The organism is Paenibacillus sp. JT31N7, assembly GCF_059692095.1.
The window spans coordinates 250854-271194 of the sequence record NZ_JCAUAT010000001.1 but is presented as its reverse complement, the minus strand read 5'-3'; the positions used below and the strand labels follow the sequence as shown (position 1 = coordinate 271194).

General features: G+C 45.1%; 21 protein-coding genes and 2 pseudogenes. 20 read left to right on the top strand and 3 right to left on the bottom strand.

Annotated elements, in window-relative coordinates; translation table 11 throughout:
* The first annotated feature begins 4 nt into the window (after nt 1-4).
* Nucleotides 5-223 (top strand): hypothetical protein, encoded by a 219-nt coding sequence (locus AC58P5_RS01210; protein ID WP_497384091.1) that lies wholly within the window; start codon nt 5-7, stop codon nt 221-223.
* A gap of 4 nt (nt 224-227) precedes the next feature.
* Here AC58P5_RS01210 and AC58P5_RS01205 read toward each other — a convergent pair whose 3' ends face one another.
* The 3 genes from AC58P5_RS01205 to AC58P5_RS01195 all read right to left on the bottom strand — a co-directional run bounded on the left by AC58P5_RS01205 (nt 228) and on the right by AC58P5_RS01195 (nt 3525).
* Nucleotides 228-938, bottom strand: coding sequence for an ABC transporter permease (locus tag AC58P5_RS01205; RefSeq protein ID WP_497384090.1), 711 nt, complete (start codon nt 936-938; stop codon nt 228-230).
* Nucleotides 913-1860 carry an ABC transporter ATP-binding protein gene (locus AC58P5_RS01200; protein ID WP_497384088.1) on the bottom strand — a complete coding sequence of 316 codons (948 nt, stop codon included), beginning with the start codon at nt 1858-1860 and terminating at the stop codon, nt 913-915. Before AC58P5_RS01200 ends, AC58P5_RS01205 begins: the two co-directional genes overlap by 26 nt.
* A 99-nt stretch (nt 1861-1959) precedes the next feature.
* Nucleotides 1960-3525: an FAD-dependent monooxygenase gene (locus tag AC58P5_RS01195; protein WP_497384087.1), complete on the bottom strand. Its 1566-nt coding sequence runs from the start codon at nt 3523-3525 to the stop codon at nt 1960-1962.
* A gap of 126 nt (nt 3526-3651) precedes the next feature.
* On the opposite strand from AC58P5_RS01195, the gene AC58P5_RS01190 reads away from it, so the two are divergent.
* The 19 genes and pseudogenes from AC58P5_RS01190 (at nt 3652) to AC58P5_RS01100 (ending at nt 20341) form a co-directional block, all read left to right on the top strand.
* Entirely contained in the window at nt 3652-4311 is a 660-nt protein-coding gene (locus AC58P5_RS01190; protein WP_497384086.1) for a TetR/AcrR family transcriptional regulator, read from the top strand.
* 164 nt (nt 4312-4475) lie between these two features.
* Nucleotides 4476-5183 carry an ATP-binding protein gene (locus AC58P5_RS01185; protein WP_497384084.1) on the top strand — a complete coding sequence of 236 codons (708 nt, stop codon included), beginning with the start codon at nt 4476-4478 and terminating at the stop codon, nt 5181-5183.
* A gap of 915 nt (nt 5184-6098) precedes the next feature.
* Nucleotides 6099-6656, top strand: coding sequence for a fibronectin type III domain-containing protein (locus tag AC58P5_RS01180; RefSeq protein ID WP_497384083.1), 558 nt, complete (start codon nt 6099-6101; stop codon nt 6654-6656).
* A 535-nt stretch (nt 6657-7191) separates the two neighbouring features.
* A complete protein-coding gene (locus AC58P5_RS01175) occupies nt 7192-7851 on the top strand; it encodes a TetR/AcrR family transcriptional regulator (RefSeq protein ID WP_042226198.1) in 660 nt (219 codons plus the stop codon).
* Nucleotides 7852-7954: 103 nt separating this feature from the next.
* On the top strand, nt 7955-9097 hold the full coding sequence (locus AC58P5_RS01170) for an alpha/beta hydrolase (RefSeq protein WP_497384082.1): 1143 nt from the start codon (nt 7955-7957) through the stop codon (nt 9095-9097).
* 150 nt (nt 9098-9247) lie between these two features.
* Nucleotides 9248-9472: a helix-turn-helix domain-containing protein gene (locus AC58P5_RS01165; RefSeq protein WP_497384081.1), complete on the top strand. Its 225-nt coding sequence runs from the start codon at nt 9248-9250 to the stop codon at nt 9470-9472.
* Between the two features lie 75 nt (nt 9473-9547).
* Complete coding sequence (locus AC58P5_RS01160) at nt 9548-9778, top strand: hypothetical protein (RefSeq protein ID WP_497384080.1); 231 nt, start codon at nt 9548-9550, stop codon at nt 9776-9778.
* A gap of 439 nt (nt 9779-10217) precedes the next feature.
* Nucleotides 10218-10733 carry a GNAT family N-acetyltransferase gene (locus AC58P5_RS01155; RefSeq protein ID WP_497384079.1) on the top strand — a complete coding sequence of 172 codons (516 nt, stop codon included), beginning with the start codon at nt 10218-10220 and terminating at the stop codon, nt 10731-10733.
* Between the two features lie 231 nt (nt 10734-10964).
* Nucleotides 10965-11378 carry a nuclear transport factor 2 family protein gene (locus tag AC58P5_RS01150; protein WP_497384078.1) on the top strand — a complete coding sequence of 138 codons (414 nt, stop codon included), beginning with the start codon at nt 10965-10967 and terminating at the stop codon, nt 11376-11378.
* Between the two features lie 444 nt (nt 11379-11822).
* Nucleotides 11823-11963: a hypothetical protein gene (locus tag AC58P5_RS01145; RefSeq protein WP_497384076.1), complete on the top strand. Its 141-nt coding sequence runs from the start codon at nt 11823-11825 to the stop codon at nt 11961-11963.
* 151 nt (nt 11964-12114) lie between these two features.
* Nucleotides 12115-12702 carry a DUF1349 domain-containing protein gene (locus AC58P5_RS01140; RefSeq protein ID WP_497384074.1) on the top strand — a complete coding sequence of 196 codons (588 nt, stop codon included), beginning with the start codon at nt 12115-12117 and terminating at the stop codon, nt 12700-12702.
* A 173-nt stretch (nt 12703-12875) separates the two neighbouring features.
* Nucleotides 12876-13244: pseudogene (locus AC58P5_RS01135) on the top strand (amidohydrolase/deacetylase family metallohydrolase); the annotation flags it as partial.
* Nucleotides 13245-13516: 272 nt separating this feature from the next.
* Nucleotides 13517-14230, top strand: a complete 714-nt coding sequence (locus AC58P5_RS01130; RefSeq protein ID WP_497386000.1) for a GntR family transcriptional regulator — start codon at nt 13517-13519, stop codon at nt 14228-14230.
* Between the two features lie 55 nt (nt 14231-14285).
* Nucleotides 14286-14507, top strand: a pseudogene (locus AC58P5_RS01125) (hypothetical protein); the annotation flags it as partial.
* A 773-nt stretch (nt 14508-15280) separates the two neighbouring features.
* The gene (locus AC58P5_RS01120; protein ID WP_497384073.1) at nt 15281-16726 is read left to right on the top strand and encodes an MFS transporter; all 1446 of its coding nucleotides are present in this window, start codon (nt 15281-15283) and stop codon (nt 16724-16726) included.
* 122 nt (nt 16727-16848) lie between these two features.
* The gene (locus tag AC58P5_RS01115; protein ID WP_497384071.1) at nt 16849-17199 is read left to right on the top strand and encodes a metal-sensitive transcriptional regulator; all 351 of its coding nucleotides are present in this window, start codon (nt 16849-16851) and stop codon (nt 17197-17199) included.
* A gap of 200 nt (nt 17200-17399) precedes the next feature.
* On the top strand, nt 17400-17552 hold the full coding sequence (locus AC58P5_RS01110) for a metal-sensing transcriptional repressor (protein ID WP_497384069.1): 153 nt from the start codon (nt 17400-17402) through the stop codon (nt 17550-17552).
* Nucleotides 17553-17651: 99 nt separating this feature from the next.
* Nucleotides 17652-17852: a copper ion binding protein gene (locus AC58P5_RS01105; RefSeq protein WP_497384067.1), complete on the top strand. Its 201-nt coding sequence runs from the start codon at nt 17652-17654 to the stop codon at nt 17850-17852.
* Nucleotides 17853-17884: 32 nt separating this feature from the next.
* A complete protein-coding gene (locus tag AC58P5_RS01100) occupies nt 17885-20341 on the top strand; it encodes a heavy metal translocating P-type ATPase (protein ID WP_497384065.1) in 2457 nt (818 codons plus the stop codon).

The window sequence follows — 20341 nt, the reverse complement described above, 5'->3', positions numbered from 1 at the left end:
TGTCATGGCATTAGTGGATGCAGATAAGGTCAGTAAGTTGCATCCTTGGATACGCCACACTGATTTTGTCGATTATTATATTGAATTGTTGAGTAGTGGAATCAAGCATCAACATGAGAAATTTAGTCCAGTGAAAAATATGAAGCGATTCAAAGAGTTAGAAGGCACATTGAGCGTGCATCATCTCCTTCCAAATGTATTTCTATGCAGAAGTATTTCCTAGTCAATCATCGTTGCTCCCTGTTTTGCAACCATTTTACCGTCCCAATAAAGCCTGCCAGTCCTATTAAAAATACCAGAAAATAACTGATACCTGCCAAGGGAAATGATGCGACGCCGTTTTCCTTCAAATGCAAAGCAGGTACAGACCAGGGCAGATACGTGCCAATGGCAGTAGGCCCGAATACCAATGCCAGCATCAAAGTTGTAAAAGCAAAGCCGATCGGCACCAGAGAACCGCGCGATATACAGGCCAATAGGGCAAGAGGGGCACTTAATAATAGGTGGAGAGCGCCAATGATAAGTATTAGGAACAAATAATGATGTACAATCGCAAACGAAAAGTCAGGAAGTCCAATAGCAAAACCAAGTACTAAGGCATAAGCAAAGCTGATCAACATCATTACAAAACACCAGAATATAATTGCGACATATTTGGCAATCGCTATTTTACCGCGCGATATAGGCAAAACGAGCAAATCCTTGAGCGTCCGATCAGAATACTCACGGCCAAATGTCCAGCTTGTCACCAATCCAAACCCCAGCAGCCCAAACACGGATGCATACAAAAACGCAGTCCGTTCAAAAAAAGAAGGCCAATCTGGCTGTCCCAAGAACAACGTGATGACAAACAATATAAACAGAAGCGTGCCCCATAAAACAAAGGATCGACGCAATTTGTAAACTTCAACGCTACAGGCTGTCAACAATGGTCTCACTCAGTTTTCCCTCCTCAACTCCGATTACTTTGAGAAAATAATGTTCCAAATTCTCTTCTTCAATTTTAAGCATGGTGAGCGGCACTTCATGATGAGCAAGCAATCTCGCAATATGTTCGGGATGCTTCACGGCATGATCATCCGGTAGTGCAAGGCAGTTATTCGAAGTCGAATGTACCGCATACCCGGAGTCTGAAAGAATAGCTTGAGCCTTCCGAGCATCCTTCGTTCCGATCATCAACTGCTTTCGGCGGATGGTTTCAAAGTCTTTTGTTGTCAGTTCTTCAAGCAATACGCCTTTGTGAATAATGCCGATTCGAGAAGCCAATTTGGACATTTCCTCAAGGATATGGCTCGATATAAACACGGTAACCCCATGTTGAGAAGATAGAGCTTTCAGCATTTCCCTTATCTCGACAATTCCGGCTGGATCAAGTGCATTAGTTGGCTCATCAAGAATCAGAACGTCCGGCTTATGAATTAACGCTTTGGCCAATCCAAGTTTCTGCGCGTTACCAAGTGACAAATCTCTTGCCTTACTATCCGCATATTGGGTCAAATTCAATTGCTCCATAATCTCGTCAACTGCCCTCGGAACCGGTAATCCTCGCAATCTGGCCATCAAACTCAAGTTTTCCCTAACCGTAAAGTTAGGGTAGGCATAAGGAACTTCCACCATATAACCTACTCGTCTCGACAAATCGGGATTCCCATTCGCCCAGCGCTGACCAAACAAATACACTTCTCCGGAAGAAGGCTTACTCATTCCGAGAAGAGCTCGAATGGTTGTCGTTTTCCCTGCGCCATTCAACCCCAGGAATCCGTAGATTTCTCCTTTTTTAACGGAAATCGAAACGTGATCTACAATGACTTTATTTCCGTATTGCTTTGTCAGGTTAACGGTTCGAATAATTTCTTCCATAGAAACAGTCCTTCCTGTATCATCAATTTAAACTCAGTTCATTAAAAGTGCCGGCGGTCACCTGAGATGTTGTAAAAGATCGCCGCCGGCTTTTCCAAATCAGTTTTCGCGATAAATGAAATTCAAGTAATTCAAGATCGATGCGGTATCATCAATGGAGGTACGCAGTGCGATGTAACCGTCGGGACGAATCAATACGAGTTCTTTACTTGCTACATCGTAAATTCGATAGGCATTCCCTGCTGTGTCTATTATGCCTTCCGCCCCCTCCACCTTCGATGGCAGGATATAATGCACATGGAGTTCGTCGTTGGTGAAGTTCTTCAGAGAAGGATCGATGCAGTTTGCAAAAGCCAAAAGCGTCCAGTGCGGGCCGCGCAATAGGTCAAAGACACTTCCTGCAAACCCGGTGCCTTGCAGGCCCGTAGCATTAGGAGCACGATCTCCAGGAAATGAACGGGTAGCATTTGTTCGAGCAGACGGACGGGTAAGAGAACTTGACCGATAGGAAATGAGAAGCCCACTCGTCAGATCGTCGGATATGGTGCTCAAGGATTGGGACAACCTTCCGCCTTCAGTCGCCGTTCCTACGACCCCTCCCATCTTCTTCGTGCTGTCCTCGAGCACGGCTTGAGCCACAGGGCGGCGCTCCTCATCGTACGTGTCGAGTAAGGCGGTGTCCGCTCCGCGTATGATAGCCGCCAGCTTCCAGCCGAGGTTGTACGCGTCCTGCATCCCCGTATTCATGCCTTGACCGCCGGCCGGCGAATGAACATGAGCAGCATCGCCGGCAAGGAAAACCCGGCCGTTGCGGTAACATTCAACCATACGGACGTTGACCCGGTAGATGGACAGCCAGGAAGCATCCGTGAGCCGAACACGTCCGGCCCCGGCGCGACGGTCAAACATGGCTTGATATGCCTCTAGCGACGGCTGCTCTGGTTCTTCGATGTCTGCCAGAATTGTAGCCTGCAGTTGCCAAATATCGGATTTCGGCAGCGGTGTCACCCCGACCATCCCCTCCGAAGATGTCCAGATATGGATATGGTCACGATCTAACCCTTCCAATCGTACATCGCCAAGATACCATCGCTCATGATCGTGTGTTTCCCCAACCAGCGGCAAGTGAATAAACTTGCGGATATTGCTTTTGCCCCCGTCAGCGCCGACTACATAACGAGCGCGAATTTGCTCTTCTCCTTGTGGTGTATTCACGGTTACCGTTACACCATCCAAATCCTGAACAAGCCCTACAGCTTCCATGCCCAACTCAACTTGACCGCCAAGCACTGCATATCGGTCGCGCAATGCTTTTTCCACATCAAATTGAGCAATCCAGACCGGATCACGATAGGGTGTCTCAAGTTCGGCGCTGGCCGCAACGGTAATAGCCGGCTTGTCCACACTCCTGCCATCTGCGGTATAATAACGAACAGGCAGATCCACAACACCTGTGTCAATAATGTAGTGAACGGCCTCCAAATCATCGACGACTTCAAGCGAGCGAGGCTGGATTCCTTTAGCGCGAGATGCAACGTTATATAAGGTGCTTCGTTCAATAATACGATGGTCGATGTTTCGACGGGCAAGGTCGCAGGCAAGTGTAAGCCCTGTGGGTCCGGCCCCGACAATGAGAACATCAACAAAAGAAGGTATGGTATTCATGGATAGAATCCTCCTTGATCATTGATTTGATAGGCTACATTTGTTATACTACACCGTGCAGTGTAATTTGTAAAGCAGGACTCTAATCGATTTCTGATAGTATACCTATAAGGGGGAAACGTAAGAATGGATAATACGGAAAACAAGAAAATCCGCAAAGGCTCTTCAGACAAACGAGCTAAAATTATTGCGGCGGCACGAGACCTGTTTCTTTCAGATGGGTTTGATCGTTCCAGCGTCGATGCGGTCGCAGCTAAAGCGGGAGTTTCCAAACGGACAGTTTATGATTATTATGGCGACAAACAGAACCTACTGCTTGCCGTTGTGGAAGAATCCAGTTCGGCGGTTCTGGACATGATTGAGCAAGGGATTACAGACCACCTCTGGGAATTCGAGGATCTGGAGCAGGCGCTCATCTTATTTTGCGAACAAATCGTAGCTTCTGCGAACGGTTCGTCCGATTACATGGCTTTGATCCGTCTGGTTATGGTGGAAGCCGCCAACCTGCCAGACTCGTTTTTTGAAAGGCTGGATAACGCAACTGAAGAGGGGATTATCAGGAGGTTTACAGAGTTTGGACAAAACGGATTGCTCGATGTGCTCGATCCTAAAATGGCTGCAAAGCACTTCGCTGCATTAACGTTTTTATTGGTATTTAATCAACCGAGAAAAGCCGGGACATTAGAGGAGGAACAAACCAAACGTATCATCACTGAAGGCGTACGCGTCTTTCTTTGCGCTTATGCACCACGTACCGTTCAAAACGAAAATCAACCATCATACTGATCGCAATTTTGCTTAACGATAAAAGGCTGGTGGGGCCGCCAATTTAACGTAAATATACGCTAAGGACGTGTAGGCATTTCAAAACTGATTTCCAAGTAAATGACCGCTAATAAAGATTAGCGGTCATTTGATGTTTCCATATCGCATACTTGATTGTCAATCTTATGTTAGAGAAAGCAGAAAAATCAAAAATGAGAAGAATTGTTTTGGTAATGGATGAAGCTCATCGGTTAACAGAATTTCACTTTAACTGGCTCATGGACATATATAATGAGCTGGACCGGGAGAAGATCAGTATGACAGTGATCTCCATTGGACAGGAAGAATTACTCTCACGAAGAACCTTTTTTCTGGAACAAAAGAAGTCCCAAATTATCGGCCGATTCATGACACACGAGCATCATTTCATGGGACTGAGATCATTAGATGATATCAGATTTGTTTTGAAGTGTTATGATGTTCCAGAAACTTCTTCCTATCCTAAAGATAGTGATTGGAGCTATACAAAATACTTTTTTCCTATCGGTTACGAGGAGGGAAATCGCTTAGAACAGGAAGCAGCGCATCTTTATCAGCTATTCGTAGAGATTCGTAAGGAGCATGGTGTTTCGACAGATTTTGAAATTCCTATGGAATACTTTGCGTTTACTGAAGAATGGATTCATAAGTATGAAGCACCTTGGTCGATATTTGAAAAAATATTGTTTGCAAATCAAACAACTCGCAATGATATTTTAAAAGTGTTTGGTGTAGACCAAGTACAAAAATTAAGGAATATGAAAAAAGTGGGGGATGTATGGAAGGAATTGTTTGAATTAAAAGGGATTGACGAAGAGATTTTAACAAATAACATTGGATTTCGATCTCCATGAACAAAACAAAGTAACAATCAGTTTGCTTTTGCAGCCGCTTCAGCATTTTAAAGAGAAGCCAAGCAGTTGGTTTACAAATCATTTGAAATGGTGTACGGACTGTCTACAAAAAGACAAAACTACATACAAGATGTACTAGTTGCCAGGAAGAAATCCCTTTCTTGTTGAGTGATAGAAGGCTGGGAAGTCCATTTACATGTAATTGTGGTTATAAGCTTGCTGACTTTTCAAATAGTAGATGGAGAGAATGGGACATAGCCGAGTCTGAAATTAAAGATTCTTCCTTGTTAAGGTGGCTTTCAATAAATGGGGAAGAGAAGCACCCATGTACCAAGCTGTTTTTCATACCCCAGTATGGGAGAATTGACCTTTTAGTTAACACAACCCCATTCGCAAGCGCAAATTTTCAACGAAAGAATAGTCGATCCGTTACTCAAGAATTAAACCAAGAACAACTGAAAACCATATTCAAAGCGAATAAAGAAACATTTAAATCCATTGATCGATATATTCGAAAAAAACTGATTAAAAACCATATCCATTGCTTAAATCAACTTAGGGATCTGCGTAACCATGGCTATAGTAAATTTCCGGACATTTTACGCATACATCTTTTGGAGAAAATCTGTGCTGCAGAAGACTTACTTTTATCGTGAATATATGAATGCAGATGATTTAGGAAGTCCGGAAATGAACTTCGCCGACATGCATGTAATTACGAAAATCATTAGTGAAGAGTCCGACATTATTATATTGTCGGATGACAAGAACATATATGCTTAAAAGTCGCGTAGCAGCGGCTTTTTTTATTTTAACGATATAAGTTCTTGTCGCAAGTCAGTGACAAGAACTTATATCGTTTGCCGCATTGGGACAAGAACATATATCGTTTGCCGTAATTGAGAATATTTCGAAGTGAGCGTCACACCCCAACGACCTGAACCGGGTACCGAAGCGCCGACATGGCCAGAGGGTAGCGCACTGACCGTTTCGGACATTGCGCAAACGAGCGTCAAGCTTTCCTGGCCAAGCGCGATGGATAACGTGGGTGTAGCAGGCTACCGGATTTACGTGAATGGCACGGAGCGTGAAACGGTAAGCGGCAGTGACTATGTAGCCACCATTGACAGCTTGGCGGCAGACACAACCTACACATTCAAAATCATGGCCTACGATGCGGCGGGGAACGAAAGTATAGCACTGACTACTTCGGCTAAGACATTGCCGCAATCACCCGATCCAGACACCGAAGCGCCGGTATGGCCGGGGGGCAATGAGCTGACCGTCTCGGATATTACGCAAACGAGCATGAAGTTGTCCTGGCTAGCGGCACAAGATCATGTTTCCGTGATTGGATATCGCCTCTACGTGAATGACGAGAAGAAAGTGGACCAAGTAAGCGTTTTCCAGTTAGAAAAACCAGTTTTTCGGCTTATGCTCTCAAGAACATTTGCTACCGAGCTCCTGATTTGACTGGACATTGACTGGATCAAAAAGAAAAAAAGGACTGTCATTTTTTTCTTTTTGCATTCTTTGGCCGTTTGATTACGTTCCAAAGCTGGGGAACTTGCATCTGAATAAGGGAGCAATATAAGGGCAACAAATTGGACCAGATCTTCCTGAAGGAACATACCAAACCCTGGGGGCATCTGGTTGTTCATGTACTGTAATCCCTGAACACAATGCGGTGGTTGTACGAATGACGAATAGTCTATGGACTTTTAGCGGAAAGAATGGGTTCGATTACGTATCTGATATTCAAAGGTTTGATAACCTTATTACGCAGTTTAAACCAACACTTAAATGTATCTTAATAACCCAAACAGATGTTCAACAATCAATTCTCATGAAAGGCTGCCAATTGAATCGGCAGCTTTTTGCGTCTTTTACGTGGTTTATAAAGGTTTTAATTTTTTATAATGATATTAATATTTCAATACTACTTGACATGTGAATAAATTATCGTTATAGTGTGAATCAGTTCACACATCACATGAAGGAGTAGCCTATGCCAAAAAATTCGTTCTTTCGTTTGGATGAAGCAAGGCGCGAGGAAATATCTAATAGCGCTATGCATCTTTTTGTTGATAATCTTTACGAGGATATAACTATGAAAATGGTTTTGGATTGTTTGTCCATGCACCCCGGAACATTTTATCGGTATTTTGAAGACAAAGATGACCTTTATTGTCTCTTAATACGTAATGTGACCCAGAAAAGAGCTGCGTATTTTAATAGCAGTAATGAAGATTCCCTTTTCCAGTTTTTCCTTAATGGCTTATTTGGTAACGTTAATGGCATTGTGACCGAGCCACTGAATGAGTTGGAAATCAAACTCACTAAAACATTTTTATACATTCCTGAGAACATTTTACTTAAAGTATATCTGAATGTGCTAAAGGGCGAGTCCTCCCCTTTAATCAAGGGCATTTTACGCCGAATGAGAGTTGATGGATATCTCCGACCTGATATTGACGACGACCTGATTTCTTTTATGTTTGAGTCAATGCAGTTTAATTTAGTCATGTTTTTTAGGGAATTCGATATTAAGGACTCTAAGCTGCAACATAAGATTAGCAAATACTTTGCTGACTTTATGGGTCATGGGCTGCTTGAAGATCATAAATATTCTGAAATGGTTAGCGATCTCAAGAAAGCCAAGGAGTAGATATGATTCACTGAAGATAGTAATCGTTTCACTGTTTTGAAAAGCGCTTATAACGTATGTATTTCACATTCGCCACTTTTATTAATTAAGGAGGAACAAGAAAATGAAAACGTATGACGCATTTCCAGAACCAATTGGCAGCTATACTGTCGGCCGGAGCCAGATGGATTTGGAGTACACGGCATCAGATCACTCCAAAAGAGAACTGACGGCGTTTGTGTACTATCCGTCCGACAGTAGCGAAGGGAAGACTACATCAACGTACATGTTTCCTGAAGTCTACGAGATGTTTAATGAACAGCCACTTGTCACTCCGTTGAAGGATGCTTTCTCTACAGATATCAAGACCCAGTGTTACGACGACCTTGCTCTCTCCGGGAAGGAAAAGCGCTACCCGGTGTTATTCTATGTTTGCGGCGGGGGCGGTTCTCCAGAATGGGGTACAGTGATCTGTACAGACTTGGCAAGCATGGGATATATTGTGGTAAGCATCGGCCATCAGAATAGCACGATGTATAAGCGTAAAGATGGGCGCCTGTTTAATGTATCAAAGGATTTTTCGGATGTCATTATAGCGCTTTCTGAAGATCCGGAGATGCAGGCGTTGGCTGGTAAGATGGAGATGCGGCCTGACGATGAAACTGCCATTAAGATGTGCCATAACGTGCTTGCACTGCCAATAGTTTCCAAGTTAACAGAGTATAGTGAATTACAGGCAGAAGACGTAAGGTATGTAGCCGATTATCTTTACAAACTGGACTCTGGAGAGCTGAATTCCAACTTTAAGGGCAGATTATTGCTTGACATCGGCATGGGCATAGTCGGACATTCTTATGGAGGGCTTACGACGGCGATTGTTTGCCGGGACGACGACCGGTTCGCCTGCGGGATTGGCTTGGATAGCGGTGCGTTCGGCCTTCAGGGCAGCGACCTTAAGAAACCCTTCTTGCTACTGTTTTGTGAACCTAACTATAACATGAATGCGATAATTGGCGCTAACAATAGCATGGAAACCTATTATTTCTCTGTTGATCGTGTTGCGCATTTAGATTACTGCGACATCGTGTTTACCAGTGTTAATGCGGAACTCAGAGGCGAGCGGGATGCTATGGAGATGCGAAATCTTGTTACAGATTATACGAAGAACTTTTTTGAGCATTACATCCTGCAGAAGGCTGCAAGTGTGGAAAGTCTGGCATACGATGGCGTGGACTTGATCAAGAAGTACCAGCAACAAGTGACATAACCGAGAGTGTGCTGATAAACGCTTGTCAAAGAGCTAACCGTACAGACACAGAGCCGATAACCCTCATCACATAAGTGAAGTGCACCCCTTAGAATGGACATTGGAAAAACCCATGGGTAATTCCGATGAAATTCTAGGGGGTGCATTTTTATGCCAGCGAGAAAAGGACAAAAGTTCAAGCACTATACGGAGGAACTAAAGAAGGAAGCCATACGCCTTCATGTTGAAGAAGGTTGGACGTATCGAAGAATTACAGCTCACTTGGACATTCATGACCAAGATCGGGTGAGAAAGTGGATGGCTCGCTATAAAAAAACAAGGCGAGTATGGCCTCTTCGACCAAAGAGGAGCGGCGAAGGAATCGTACGTCGATGAAAATCAGCAATTGGTTCGCTTGAAACGAGAGAATGACTTGCTAAAAAAGTGCTTGGAAATTTGGATGCGGGAGGTGTGAAGCGAAAATACGAGGTGGTCGAGCAGGCGGCGGGAACCGGAACCGCCACGGAACTCTGCCGCCTGCTCGGTGTATCCAGAAGTGGATTCTATGCCTACAAGAAGCGAAAAGAGCAGGATCGGGACAAGCCGCTCAAGGATCTCATTCAGGCGATATACTTCAAGTATGATGGCAAATATGGCTATCGGCAGGTACAGTTGTTTCTCCTCGAAGACCATGTCGGATGACAAGAACTTATATGCTTAAAAGTCGCGTAACAGCGGCTTTTTTTTGTTTTAACGATATAAGTTCTTGGTACAAGTCAGTGACAAGAACTTATACCGTTTACCGTATTGGGACAAGAACATATATCGTTTCCCGTAATTGAAGATCTTTCTCAAGACGCAAAGAGAACGATGTGAGATAAGCGTAGACAACGCGACGTCCAGGCAGTAACGCAGGTGACTTATAGGAACCGGTGAAGTCCACTGAAAAGCTACTATAAATATAGTATATTTGATGTAGTGATACTTTCAAAGTTGAGGTGCTTATGAATCCTACTTTTAACACCTATATCCAATCGCTTGCCGGACGGGATGTGACCGTAATAGGGACCGGCGTCAGCAACTCACCGCTGATCCGGGAATTTTTGAGAGGTTATTGATATAATAGAAAGGTGGGAGATTTTTGATAGAAACAAAACGTCTTATAATTAGAGAAATGGTGCAGTCCGATTATGAAGCATTGTGCGGAATAATGTGTGACGAGGAAGTAATGCGTGCTGCTTATGAAAGTGCATTCAACTTAGAAGAAGCACAAAATTGGCTTAACAGACATCTTAAAAGATATGAAGAGTATGGTTTTGGACTTTGGGCTGTTGTATTAAAAGAAACAAACGAAATGATTGGTCAATGTGGCTTGACAATGCAAGGCTGGAGAGAAAAAGAAATTTTGGAAATAGGATTTTTGTTTCAAAAAGCGTATTGGCACAAAGGTTACGCAACAGAAGCGGCAATTGCTTGCAAGGAATACGCTTTCTCAGTTCTTAATGCAAATAGGGTTTATTCTATTATTAGGGACACAAATATAGCCTCTCAAAAAGTTGCTGTTCGAAATGGTATGAATATTATTGATAAAGATACTAAGAATTTTAGGAATATAGATATGGAATTTTTTCTGTATTCTGTAGAGCGAACAAAATGAGCATAATAAAAAGTAAAAAACACTTGATAATGTAATATGCCTTTAAATGCTATGGTCATGTCGGATGACAAGAATAAAGTATAGACTGAGAAAATAAAGTGTTAGACCGCGAAAATATAGTTCTAGACTTATAGCGGCGGCGTTAAGCCAACGGGCAGGATGGTAGATTTATATGTTATTATTGGATTGTGCAAAGCTTATTCCGCCCATTCGAAGGGAGATTAGTAGAAAATGCAAAGTGCCCAACAAGTGCTAACAAGTTATTTTCAAGCATTAGGAAGCAAACAGATTGATAAAGTGATCGAATTGGTTCATGATGAAGCGAAATTTATTATTCTTAAAAAAGAGCCCTCTAATAAAATTCCTTTATACGGCACATATCATGGAAAAGAAGGTGTTAGAAATTATTTAAACTTATTAGAAGAAGCAGAACAAATAGAGAGGTTTGTCCTTCACAAACTCATCGGTAATCAGGAAGCAGCGTGTGCATGGGGGAATTTCCGCATCAAGGTCAATGTAACCGGGAAAGTGTTCGAGAGTGATTGGGCAATTATTTGCGAAGTAGAACAGGAGAAGATAAGGTTTTTTCAAATCTTCGAAGATACCGCTGCACTAGAAGAAGCTTTTGATTTAAGAGACTGTTAATGCGTTACGCTAACGAAGAAGAACGTTTTGAATGATAACAGCGGCGTCTAAGATTTTTTTTCAGTCTTGGTCTGCCGCACGTTTGGCAGCTTGCTGTTGAACTAAAGAGCAGTTTTAGTTTAATAACATTCATTGCAAAAAAAGTGGCGCCAGTTGTTCGCAGAGAACTCCACACGACGCCGTATCCGTCTCGCGTTTCGAGCCGAAATGTCGGGCGACAAGAACATATATGCTTAAAAGTCGCGTAGCAGCGGCTTTTTTTATTTTAACGATATAAGTTCTTGTCACAAGTCAGTGACAAGAACTTATATCGTTTGCCGTATTGGGACAAGAACATATATTGTTTCCCGTAAGTGAGGATCTTTCTCGTGAGATTGTGGTTCCATAATTTGAACAATCATATATAAAATAGAATCAACGTCATATGTTTCAGTGGCGGCTGCTATGTATGAAGTTAATAAAAAAACGACAAATGATAAAGAAAAGCATATTCAGCATCCGAATCCTGCAGGCATGACGGTTGCGTTAATGTCGATTGTGCATGAAGGTGCAGCGGCAGAACAGGCGCTTGCGATATTGAAATGAAAGTAATTCGTCGCTAATAATGATTGTGGAGAGGATCTAGCATATGATCACCCAAATGAACAAGTCTGGACGCAGGGTGACGGCTTCAAGTTTTGGAGTACCGATTTTTACGGTATAATGGGTCTTATTCAGTGAGCAGGAGGGGCAGTTCATGAAATACGATCCAAGTCAATTATTTTGGTTAAATGAGCCCACGAGTTATTCGATTCGAGAAAATGAAGTTGTAATTCAAACAGAGCCTGGAACGGACTTCTGGCAGCGTACATACTACGGTTTTAGAAACGATAACGCACCGGCTCTGTTATTTAAGATTCATGAACCCTACTTTTCATTTGTGGTCCGAACAGAGTTTGATACTAACAATCGGTTTGATCAATGCGGTGTAGCGATCTACCAAAACAGCGACAATTGGTTCAAGGCTTCCATTGAGTACGAAAATGAACTATACCAACGATTAGGCAGTGTAGTGACGAACAACGGATTTTCCGATTGGGCGACGACAGATATTGACGCTAGTATTAAAATTATATTTTACAGAATTAGCCGTCGCAATCGTGATTTCTGCATCGAGAACTCCTATGACGGAGTAGAATATAGACAAATGCGTATTTTTCATTTATTTGAGGGAGGCGGGGATATTCAACTGGGAATGTATGCGTGCAGCCCAGAGAATTCTTCGTTCACATCTGTTTTTAGTGGGATGGAGATCACGGAATGCATGTGGAAGGCTCATGAATGATTGGAAGGGGAGGCAGCCGTCTAAAGACACAATAATTAAAATACAATAATATCAAGGGTCCTTTTTAGTTTAAAGGGGATGTTTGTGTCGGAGGTTATTGACACAAACATCCCCTTTATTGTCAATTCCGGCTGGATCCAGTACATTAGTTGGCTCATCAAGAATCAGAGCCAAGCTTTTCGTTAAGAATTGCCGAGGCAGCAAAGCAGCATGGCATCGGTTTAAACACGATTAGCACGGACATCTACCGTAGAAACCGATTAAATGGACCCGTGTATAGTATGGCCAATGTCCTCTCAAAATTTCTTTATTTGGGAGATTCGCTAGAGGAAGTGATTGCAGCTGTTACGGATCATGCGGCCAATTGGCTCGGAAAACCGGAGCTTGGCCGGATACAAGTTGGAGACGTTGCCAATTTAACCTTATTCACCCTTCGGAATGGTCCGATTACACTGGTTGATTCGGAAGGTGTCAAGTGGACAGCCGATAGAAGCATAGAAGCCAAAGGGGTCGTTGTGAACGGTGTTTACATGGAATGTTAATTACGAGGTTTTAACGCGTCATTAGCGCAAGCGAGAGTATGAGTATTTAATATTTCAAGAACGCTTGCGTAATGGGACTGGAGATGCATATCGAGAGAGACCGTGCATGGTGAGTCGGAAAGATTCTTCCGGCTGCCCGAACAGTTGAGTTTATCGCGGTGGCAGTCATGTTCGTGCCCCCAGAGCGGGAGATTCTCCGAAGTCATCGGAGTGTTAACTACTCGGAGCTTTGTCGAGCTCAATAGGGACTTAGAAAGGTAGTGGATGCAGAAGTGAACTTATCCCGGAATCAAAGGCCCTTGTATTTGCAAATCAAAAATATTTTAAAGGATAGAATACTGCACGGCGTGTATCCTATTAAGGCGAATATCCCTTCAGAGCCCCAATTGGAGAAGGAGTTCGAGGTCAGCAAGATTACAATTCGCAACGCCATCAAAGAACTGTGCCAAGAAGGCTATCTGGAAAAGGGCAGTGGCAAAAGGACGAAGGTTATACGCAATACGGCTACTTCCAAGCTGTCTACATGGAAGCGGTTTACAGAGCTACTGGTCGAAGAAGGCAATCAGGTTCAAAAGCAATTGTTGCAAGTCGAAGTGATCATGACGGAAGAGGGTACGGAACCACATCAGCTATTTGGAGCACAGTGCGTCCGCATAGAACGTCTGTACAGCCTTAATAATGTGCCCTATACGCATTACACACATTATTTGACCATGCGTATAGGAGAAATCGATCAATGGAAACTGAATGCTCAGTCTCTGTACGAGTGGCTTGAGGAGCAAGAAATCACGTTGGCGAAATATCGGGATCATTTTGCGGTAGCATTTGCTTCTCCTCTGATAGAGGAGAAATTACGCGTGCAAGAGAAAACCCCTTTATTGAAAAGATTGCGTTATTCCTATGACGAAACGGACGAGGTGATCGAATACAGCGAGGGCTTCTACAATACGGGAATGCACAGTTATATTGTAAATTATAATGTTTAGCCAATAGTAATAAATCGCAACGTACATTTAGTGTCTTAATACTCCTCAAGAATAGATTGAGAAGGGGTTCGGATCGAGCATCTTGAACAAAACCAAATTAGTACAGGAACCGATCGCATTTCCGCCGCAGCAGCAGGATCATGTCCCTGGACTGGAGTATCTTATGGTGCCGCGTCCTATTTTCGATTACTCAGGGTATGTTGCAATCATTACCGGGGGAGATAGCGGATTCGGACGTGCAATAGCAGCTGCTTATGCTAAAGAAGGCGCCGACTTGTAAATGAACATATCGATGCGCGGTGATAATGTCGACATTATCATGTCGACTAGTGTCGGATGATAAGAACATATATGCTTTAAAGTCGCGCAGTTGCGGCTTTTTTTGTTTTAACGATATAGGTTCTTGTCAAACCCTAATGACAAGAACCTATATCGTTTGCCGATTGAGGACAAGAACATGTATTGGTTTACCTGAAGGATGCACCAACCGCAATGCGCGGCACCAGGTCCGCGTAGAAAGCGATCGACGACGACGGTTCCAACAACCCGAGTGATATCCAAATTTTATAGCTCAAGAGGAGAGAGATTCTGCCTTCGGGGAAATACGCCCGCTCCGTAAAGCGAGGAACAATACTTGGAGCGAGCTCGGCTTCCCTTAATGGGGTAGAGGGGTAGAAACAATAAAACGCGTAAATCGTACGCTAACAATTGTGTTGCATTGCGATCCATCCGAAATCGCGGTTAAATTGTGTAGCATTAGAGGGAGAAACCCATTGTTGTATATGATTGGCCAACACAACACAAATGACTTTGTGCTGCATCCTTAACGTACGGAAAAGTGACTCCGTACGGTTAAAGGTTAAACCATAACGTCTGGCTGCCAATAAGGAGCGTTGTAACGAGCATTTTCCTAGTTCAGTTTTTAATTCTTCAGCAACAGAGGAGAATAGGACAAATCCTTCTTGACATATAGGGTAGGGGGGTATAGTATTATCACATCAACACGATAATTTTTGAATAATCGGTTGCATAAGGAGGAGGATGAAAATTATGAAAAGTCAAACCCAGTCTTTACCGCAAGCAAATCCCAAGCGCTGGATGGCGCTAGCCTTACTATGCCTTGCCAATTTTATGGTGATCATGGACACATCCATTATCGGCGTTGCACTGCCAGCCATCAAAGAAGCGCTTGGCTATACGCAGGCAAGTTTGCAGTGGGTTTTCAACGCGTATGTCATTTTTTTTGGCGGATTATTGTTGCTCGGTGGTCGATTGTCCGATCTATTTGGTCAGCGTCGCATATTCATGTGGGGGTTCTCTATTCTCACGCTAGCTTCCTTGTTGGCAGGATTGGCTTGGAACGAAGAGGCGCTTAATGTTGGCCGCGCCCTGCAAGGATTTGGTTCCGCATTAATTGCCCCATCTGCATTAACGATTGTCATGATGCTCTTCGGCGGCAATCCAAAAGAGTTAGGGAAAGCATTAGGCTTCTGGGGAGCATCGGCCGCTGCCGGCGGGTCGGCCGGCGTATTTCTCGGTGGGGTCATTACCGAGTGGCTTAGCTGGCAATGGACCTTTCTCATCAATGTACCCGTTGGTATTATAGCGTTGCTTCTATCCCCTGGACTTTTGGCTAAAGGAATGCGTAGAAAAGGCAGCATTGACGTCATTGGCTCCATCTTCGTCACAGCGGCCTTGGTGTTGGTGGTGTATGGCATTGTTACCGCAGAACACAATGGATGGGGAGCGCCGTCCACGTTGTGGACGCTTATTTCAGGAGTCGTATTGTTTATCCTGTTCCTGATCGTTCAGGCAACTAAAAAAGAGCCGCTTGTTCCACTGAAGATTTTTAAAGCGCCCAATCTGGCTGCAGGCAATATCGCGCTCATTATGCTGGCCGGTGGTTGGATTCCGCTGTGGTATTTCCTCAATCTCTATATGCAGCAGGTGCTAAAGTTTTCCGCTTTCGCCGGCGGAGTTGGCTTGCTGCCGATGACGATCCTGATTGCTATTTTCATGATTCTGATTACCGGGAAATTAATCGGTAAATTCGGGATAAAAGCAAATCTGGTCATTGGATTGATTGCACTCGGAACTTCGATGCTTCTGTTCGCTGGTGGTACGCCGGTTGATGGAAACTTCATCGCCAACGTGCTTCCGGCATCCTTGCTCGGTGCGCTTGGTATGTCGCTTGCCTATATTCCGGCTACGATGTCCGCCATGTCGGGGGCGAGACCCGAAGAAGCAGGGCTTGCATCGGGTCTCGCTAATACGAGCTACCAGATTGGATCAGCTATCAGCCTGGCCATCATGGTTGCGATTGCGGGCTCAACAACTGCTTCCCAAACCGGTGTTGACCCGGTCGCCGCGCTAAACGAAGGGTTTCAACAAGCGTTTTTGTGGTCCGGTATCGTTGCTTTTGCAGGTGCAGTTCTAGCGTTTCTGTTTATCCGTTCGCCTAAGCAGGGTGAGGAAAGCAACACGGCAGCCATGTAATCGATGAATCGGGCTCCAAAGCCAAATCATCGTATTTGGTGGAGCCCATTGATTTAACAGGATGAATTCTTCTTTTTATAGGGGAGGGGGGTATGCTATACTAAGAGAAAGGAGGGATTCCGATGAGCGAAGAAACAATATTCGTGGAATTACCGATAGAGCAAGATCCAGACTGCTGCTCTCATGGAGAAGGTCAGCGCAAGAGCCATCATTCCGATAAAGTCAAGAGTGGTCTGCTCAACCGATTGAATCGAATCGAGGGACAGGTCCGCGGCATTAAAGGAATGATTGAAAAAGATATCTATTGTGACGATGTGTTGAATCAGATCGCTTCGGTACAAGCTTCATTGAACGGTGTCGGGAAGCTGCTGCTTGAATATCATATGAAAAGTTGTGTTATCGAACGGATTCAAGAAGGGGATGCGGAAGTATTAACAGAGTTGATGACGACCATCAATAAACTGATGAAATAAGAGTCAGACCGCTTTAAAGCAGCAGTGTTGCTGCTTTTTATACCCCTCTCATTATAGGATACAGGGGTATCCTAAATATTAAATTAATATACTATAGAGAGGTATACTAAAAAAAAGGAGATCGTTGGAAATGACCACAAAGGAATCCAAGGTATCGCCTCAAATAGAGAGCTACCTAAACACGAAAGAGAAATTGGCTATTGCACCTCCGACTGCATCGAATTGAAGGTCAGGTTCGGGGCGTACAGCGCCAAGTGAAACGAAACGACTATTGCGGTCAAGTGCTTCATCAAACAACAGCCGTTCACAATGCCCTTCATGGGGTAGGGAAGCTGGTTTGCTTCATCGATTGAAATCGTACATGAAGAGCAAGCCCCATCTGAATGAAGAAGCGATCGTTGCCGGAATGCTAGAGAGCATGAACAAATTAATCCGATAAGGAGAGAATGAACATGACAAATCAAACGTTGCAAGTCGAAGGTATGAGCTGCCAGCATTGCGTAATTTCCATTGAAGGCGCACTAAAAGAAATCGGAGCAACCGGTAAAGTGAACCTGGCAAGTGGTACGGTGGATGTCTCATACGAGGAGAACCGGGTTTCCAACGAGGCCATTAAAGAAGCGATTGATGAGCAAGGATACGACGTCGTTTAATCAACCTTAGACGAGATAAGGAGCGAACACCAATGGCAGCAGCAATCGCAACCAATCAAAATAGTCAAACGACCTTGCAGCTCACAGGCATGACGTGTGCCGCCTGTGCCAATAAGATCGAGAAAGGTCTTGGCAAAATCGAAGGCGTGGCAAGCGCGAACGTAAACTTCGCTTTGGAAAAGGCGAGCGTAACGTATGACCCGGCGAAGGTGGATGTCCAGCGGTTGGAAGAAACCATCAAAAAACTTGGCTACGGCACGGCAAAAGAAGTTGTCGATTTCAAATTGGAAGGCATGACGTGCGCGGCTTGCGCGAATAAGATCGAGAAAGGTCTTGGCAAATTGCCCGGTGTCACGAACGCTTCCGTTAACTTTGCAATCGAAACGGCGCGGGTTGAATACAATGCGGCGGATGTGTCTATTGCCGATATGCAGCAACACGTGAAGAAACTTGGCTATAAAGCGATTACGAAGCAAGACGAAGCCGATCCAGCGGAGCATCGTGAGAAAGCTATTCGGCAACAAAAGCGCAAACTGCTGATATCCGCGGTTCTTTCACTGCCGTTGCTCTGGTCCATGGTCAGCCACTTTTCGTTCTTATCCTGGATCTGGATGCCCGAACTTTTCATGAATCCGTGGTTTCAGTTGGGGCTCGCTACACCAGTTCAATTTTACATTGGCAAACAGTTCTATGTGGGCGCGTTCAAAGCGCTGCGGAATAAGAGCGCCAATATGGACGTGCTCGTCTCGCTCGGAACATCGGCTGCGTACTTCTACAGCTTATACTTAACGATCGAATGGGCTTCGATGGGCAGCATGGCTCATCACGGTCCCTCGATGTACTATGAAACGAGCGCGGTCCTCATCACCCTTGTTATTCTCGGAAAGCTGTTCGAATCGCTGGCTAAAGGCCGCACATCCGAAGCGATCAAGACTTTGATGGGTCTTCAGGCGAAAACGGCTCTCGTCATTCGTGACGGACAAGAAATGACGATCCCGGTAGAAGATGTACTCGCCGGCGATATCGTAGTCGTGAAACCGGGCGAAAAGATTCCGGTGGATGGGGAAGTGCTGGAAGGCAGCTCGTCGGTCGATGAATCGATGCTGACTGGCGAAAGCATCCCGGTCGAGAAAAAAGCCGGAGACAGCGTGATCGGTGCTACCGTCAACAAAAACGGCAGATTGAGATTGAAAGCGACCAAAGTCGGCAAGGAAACCGCGCTCGCCCAAATCATTAAGGTGGTGGAAGAAGCGCAAGGCTCGAAAGCGCCGATTCAGCGGGTAGCGGATGTCATTTCCGGTATCTTCGTGCCGATCGTCGTAGGGATTGCGGTTGCTGCGTTTTTCATTTGGTACTTCTGGGTGACACCCGGCGATTTCGCAAATGCGCTGGAGAAGGGGATTGCGATCCTGGTTATTGCTTGCCCTTGCGCACTGGGACTTGCTACACCGACATCGATTATGGCGGGGTCCGGTCGCGCCGCGGAGCTTGGCGTGCTGTTCAAAGGCGGCGAGCATCTGGAATCCACGCATAAGATCAATACGATCATTCTCGATAAAACCGGCACTGTAACCAAGGGGAAGCCAGAACTTACGGATGTTGTCGCCTCACATAGGGATGAATATGTTTTTCTTCGCTTGGTTGGCGCTGCCGAGAAGGACTCCGAGCATCCGCTTGCGGAAGCGATCGTTGCCGGAATCAGGGCTAAAGGCATCGAACTTCCGGCAACCGAACAATTCGAGGCGATTCCGGGGTTTGGGATCCGCGCCGTCGTCGAAGGCAAAGAAGTCCTGGCCGGTACGCGCAAGCTGATGGCGAAATATGAAGTTACGGTTGAACAGGCGCTTGACCGCATGACTCAGCTGGAGGAAGACGGGAAAACGGCGATGCTGATCGCGATCGACCGCAAGTATGCAGGTCTTGTCGCGGTGGCCGATACGATTAAAGAAACGTCGAAAGAAGCCGTAACGCGGCTGAAAGAAATGGGCATTGAAGTCATCATGATTACTGGAGACAACGAACGCACCGCACTGGCGATAGCCAAGCAAGTCGGCATCGATCATGTTCGCGCCGAAGTGCTTCCGGAAGGCAAAGCGGAAGAAGTGAAGAAGCTGCAAGCACAGGGCAAGAAGGTGGCGATGGTCGGAGACGGCATCAATGACGCCCCCGCACTGGCCATGGCAGATATCGGCATGGCGATCGGAACGGGTACGGACGTGGCCATGGAAGCGGCGGACGTCACCCTGATGCGCGGTGATCTGACGAGCATTCCGGATGCGATCTACATGAGCCGCAAAACGATGAGCAACATCCGGCAAAACCTGTTCTGGGCGCTCGGCTACAACACGCTCGGAATTCCGATTGCCGCGATCGGACTGCTCGCCCCTTGGGTTGCAGGCGCGGCGATGGCGCTCAGTTCGGTTTCCGTCGTACTTAACGCTTTGCGGCTGCAGCGTGTCAAGATGCGCTCTGCATCCTCGAATTTATAA

Excerpts from the sequence above, each read along its gene's own strand:
- AC58P5_RS01210 (WP_497384091.1), top strand. The coding sequence starts at position 5 with ATGGCATTAGTGGATGCAGATAAGGTCAGTAAGTTGCATCCTTGGATA.
- AC58P5_RS01200 (WP_497384088.1), bottom strand. The coding sequence starts at position 1,860 with ATGGAAGAAATTATTCGAACCGTTAACCTGACAAAGCAATACGGAAAT.
- AC58P5_RS01195 (WP_497384087.1), bottom strand. The coding sequence starts at position 3,525 with ATGAATACCATACCTTCTTTTGTTGATGTTCTCATTGTCGGGGCCGGA.
- AC58P5_RS01190 (WP_497384086.1), top strand. The coding sequence starts at position 3,652 with ATGGATAATACGGAAAACAAGAAAATCCGCAAAGGCTCTTCAGACAAA.
- AC58P5_RS01185 (WP_497384084.1), top strand. The coding sequence starts at position 4,476 with ATGTTAGAGAAAGCAGAAAAATCAAAAATGAGAAGAATTGTTTTGGTA.
- AC58P5_RS01175 (WP_042226198.1), top strand. The coding sequence starts at position 7,192 with ATGCCAAAAAATTCGTTCTTTCGTTTGGATGAAGCAAGGCGCGAGGAA.
- AC58P5_RS01170 (WP_497384082.1), top strand. The coding sequence starts at position 7,955 with ATGAAAACGTATGACGCATTTCCAGAACCAATTGGCAGCTATACTGTC.
- AC58P5_RS01165 (WP_497384081.1), top strand. The coding sequence starts at position 9,248 with ATGCCAGCGAGAAAAGGACAAAAGTTCAAGCACTATACGGAGGAACTA.
- AC58P5_RS01150 (WP_497384078.1), top strand. The coding sequence starts at position 10,965 with ATGCAAAGTGCCCAACAAGTGCTAACAAGTTATTTTCAAGCATTAGGA.
- AC58P5_RS01145 (WP_497384076.1), top strand. The coding sequence starts at position 11,823 with ATGTATGAAGTTAATAAAAAAACGACAAATGATAAAGAAAAGCATATT.
- AC58P5_RS01140 (WP_497384074.1), top strand. The coding sequence starts at position 12,115 with ATGAAATACGATCCAAGTCAATTATTTTGGTTAAATGAGCCCACGAGT.
- AC58P5_RS01120 (WP_497384073.1), top strand. The coding sequence starts at position 15,281 with ATGAAAAGTCAAACCCAGTCTTTACCGCAAGCAAATCCCAAGCGCTGG.
- AC58P5_RS01115 (WP_497384071.1), top strand. The coding sequence starts at position 16,849 with ATGAGCGAAGAAACAATATTCGTGGAATTACCGATAGAGCAAGATCCA.
- AC58P5_RS01105 (WP_497384067.1), top strand. The coding sequence starts at position 17,652 with ATGACAAATCAAACGTTGCAAGTCGAAGGTATGAGCTGCCAGCATTGC.
- AC58P5_RS01100 (WP_497384065.1), top strand. The coding sequence starts at position 17,885 with ATGGCAGCAGCAATCGCAACCAATCAAAATAGTCAAACGACCTTGCAG.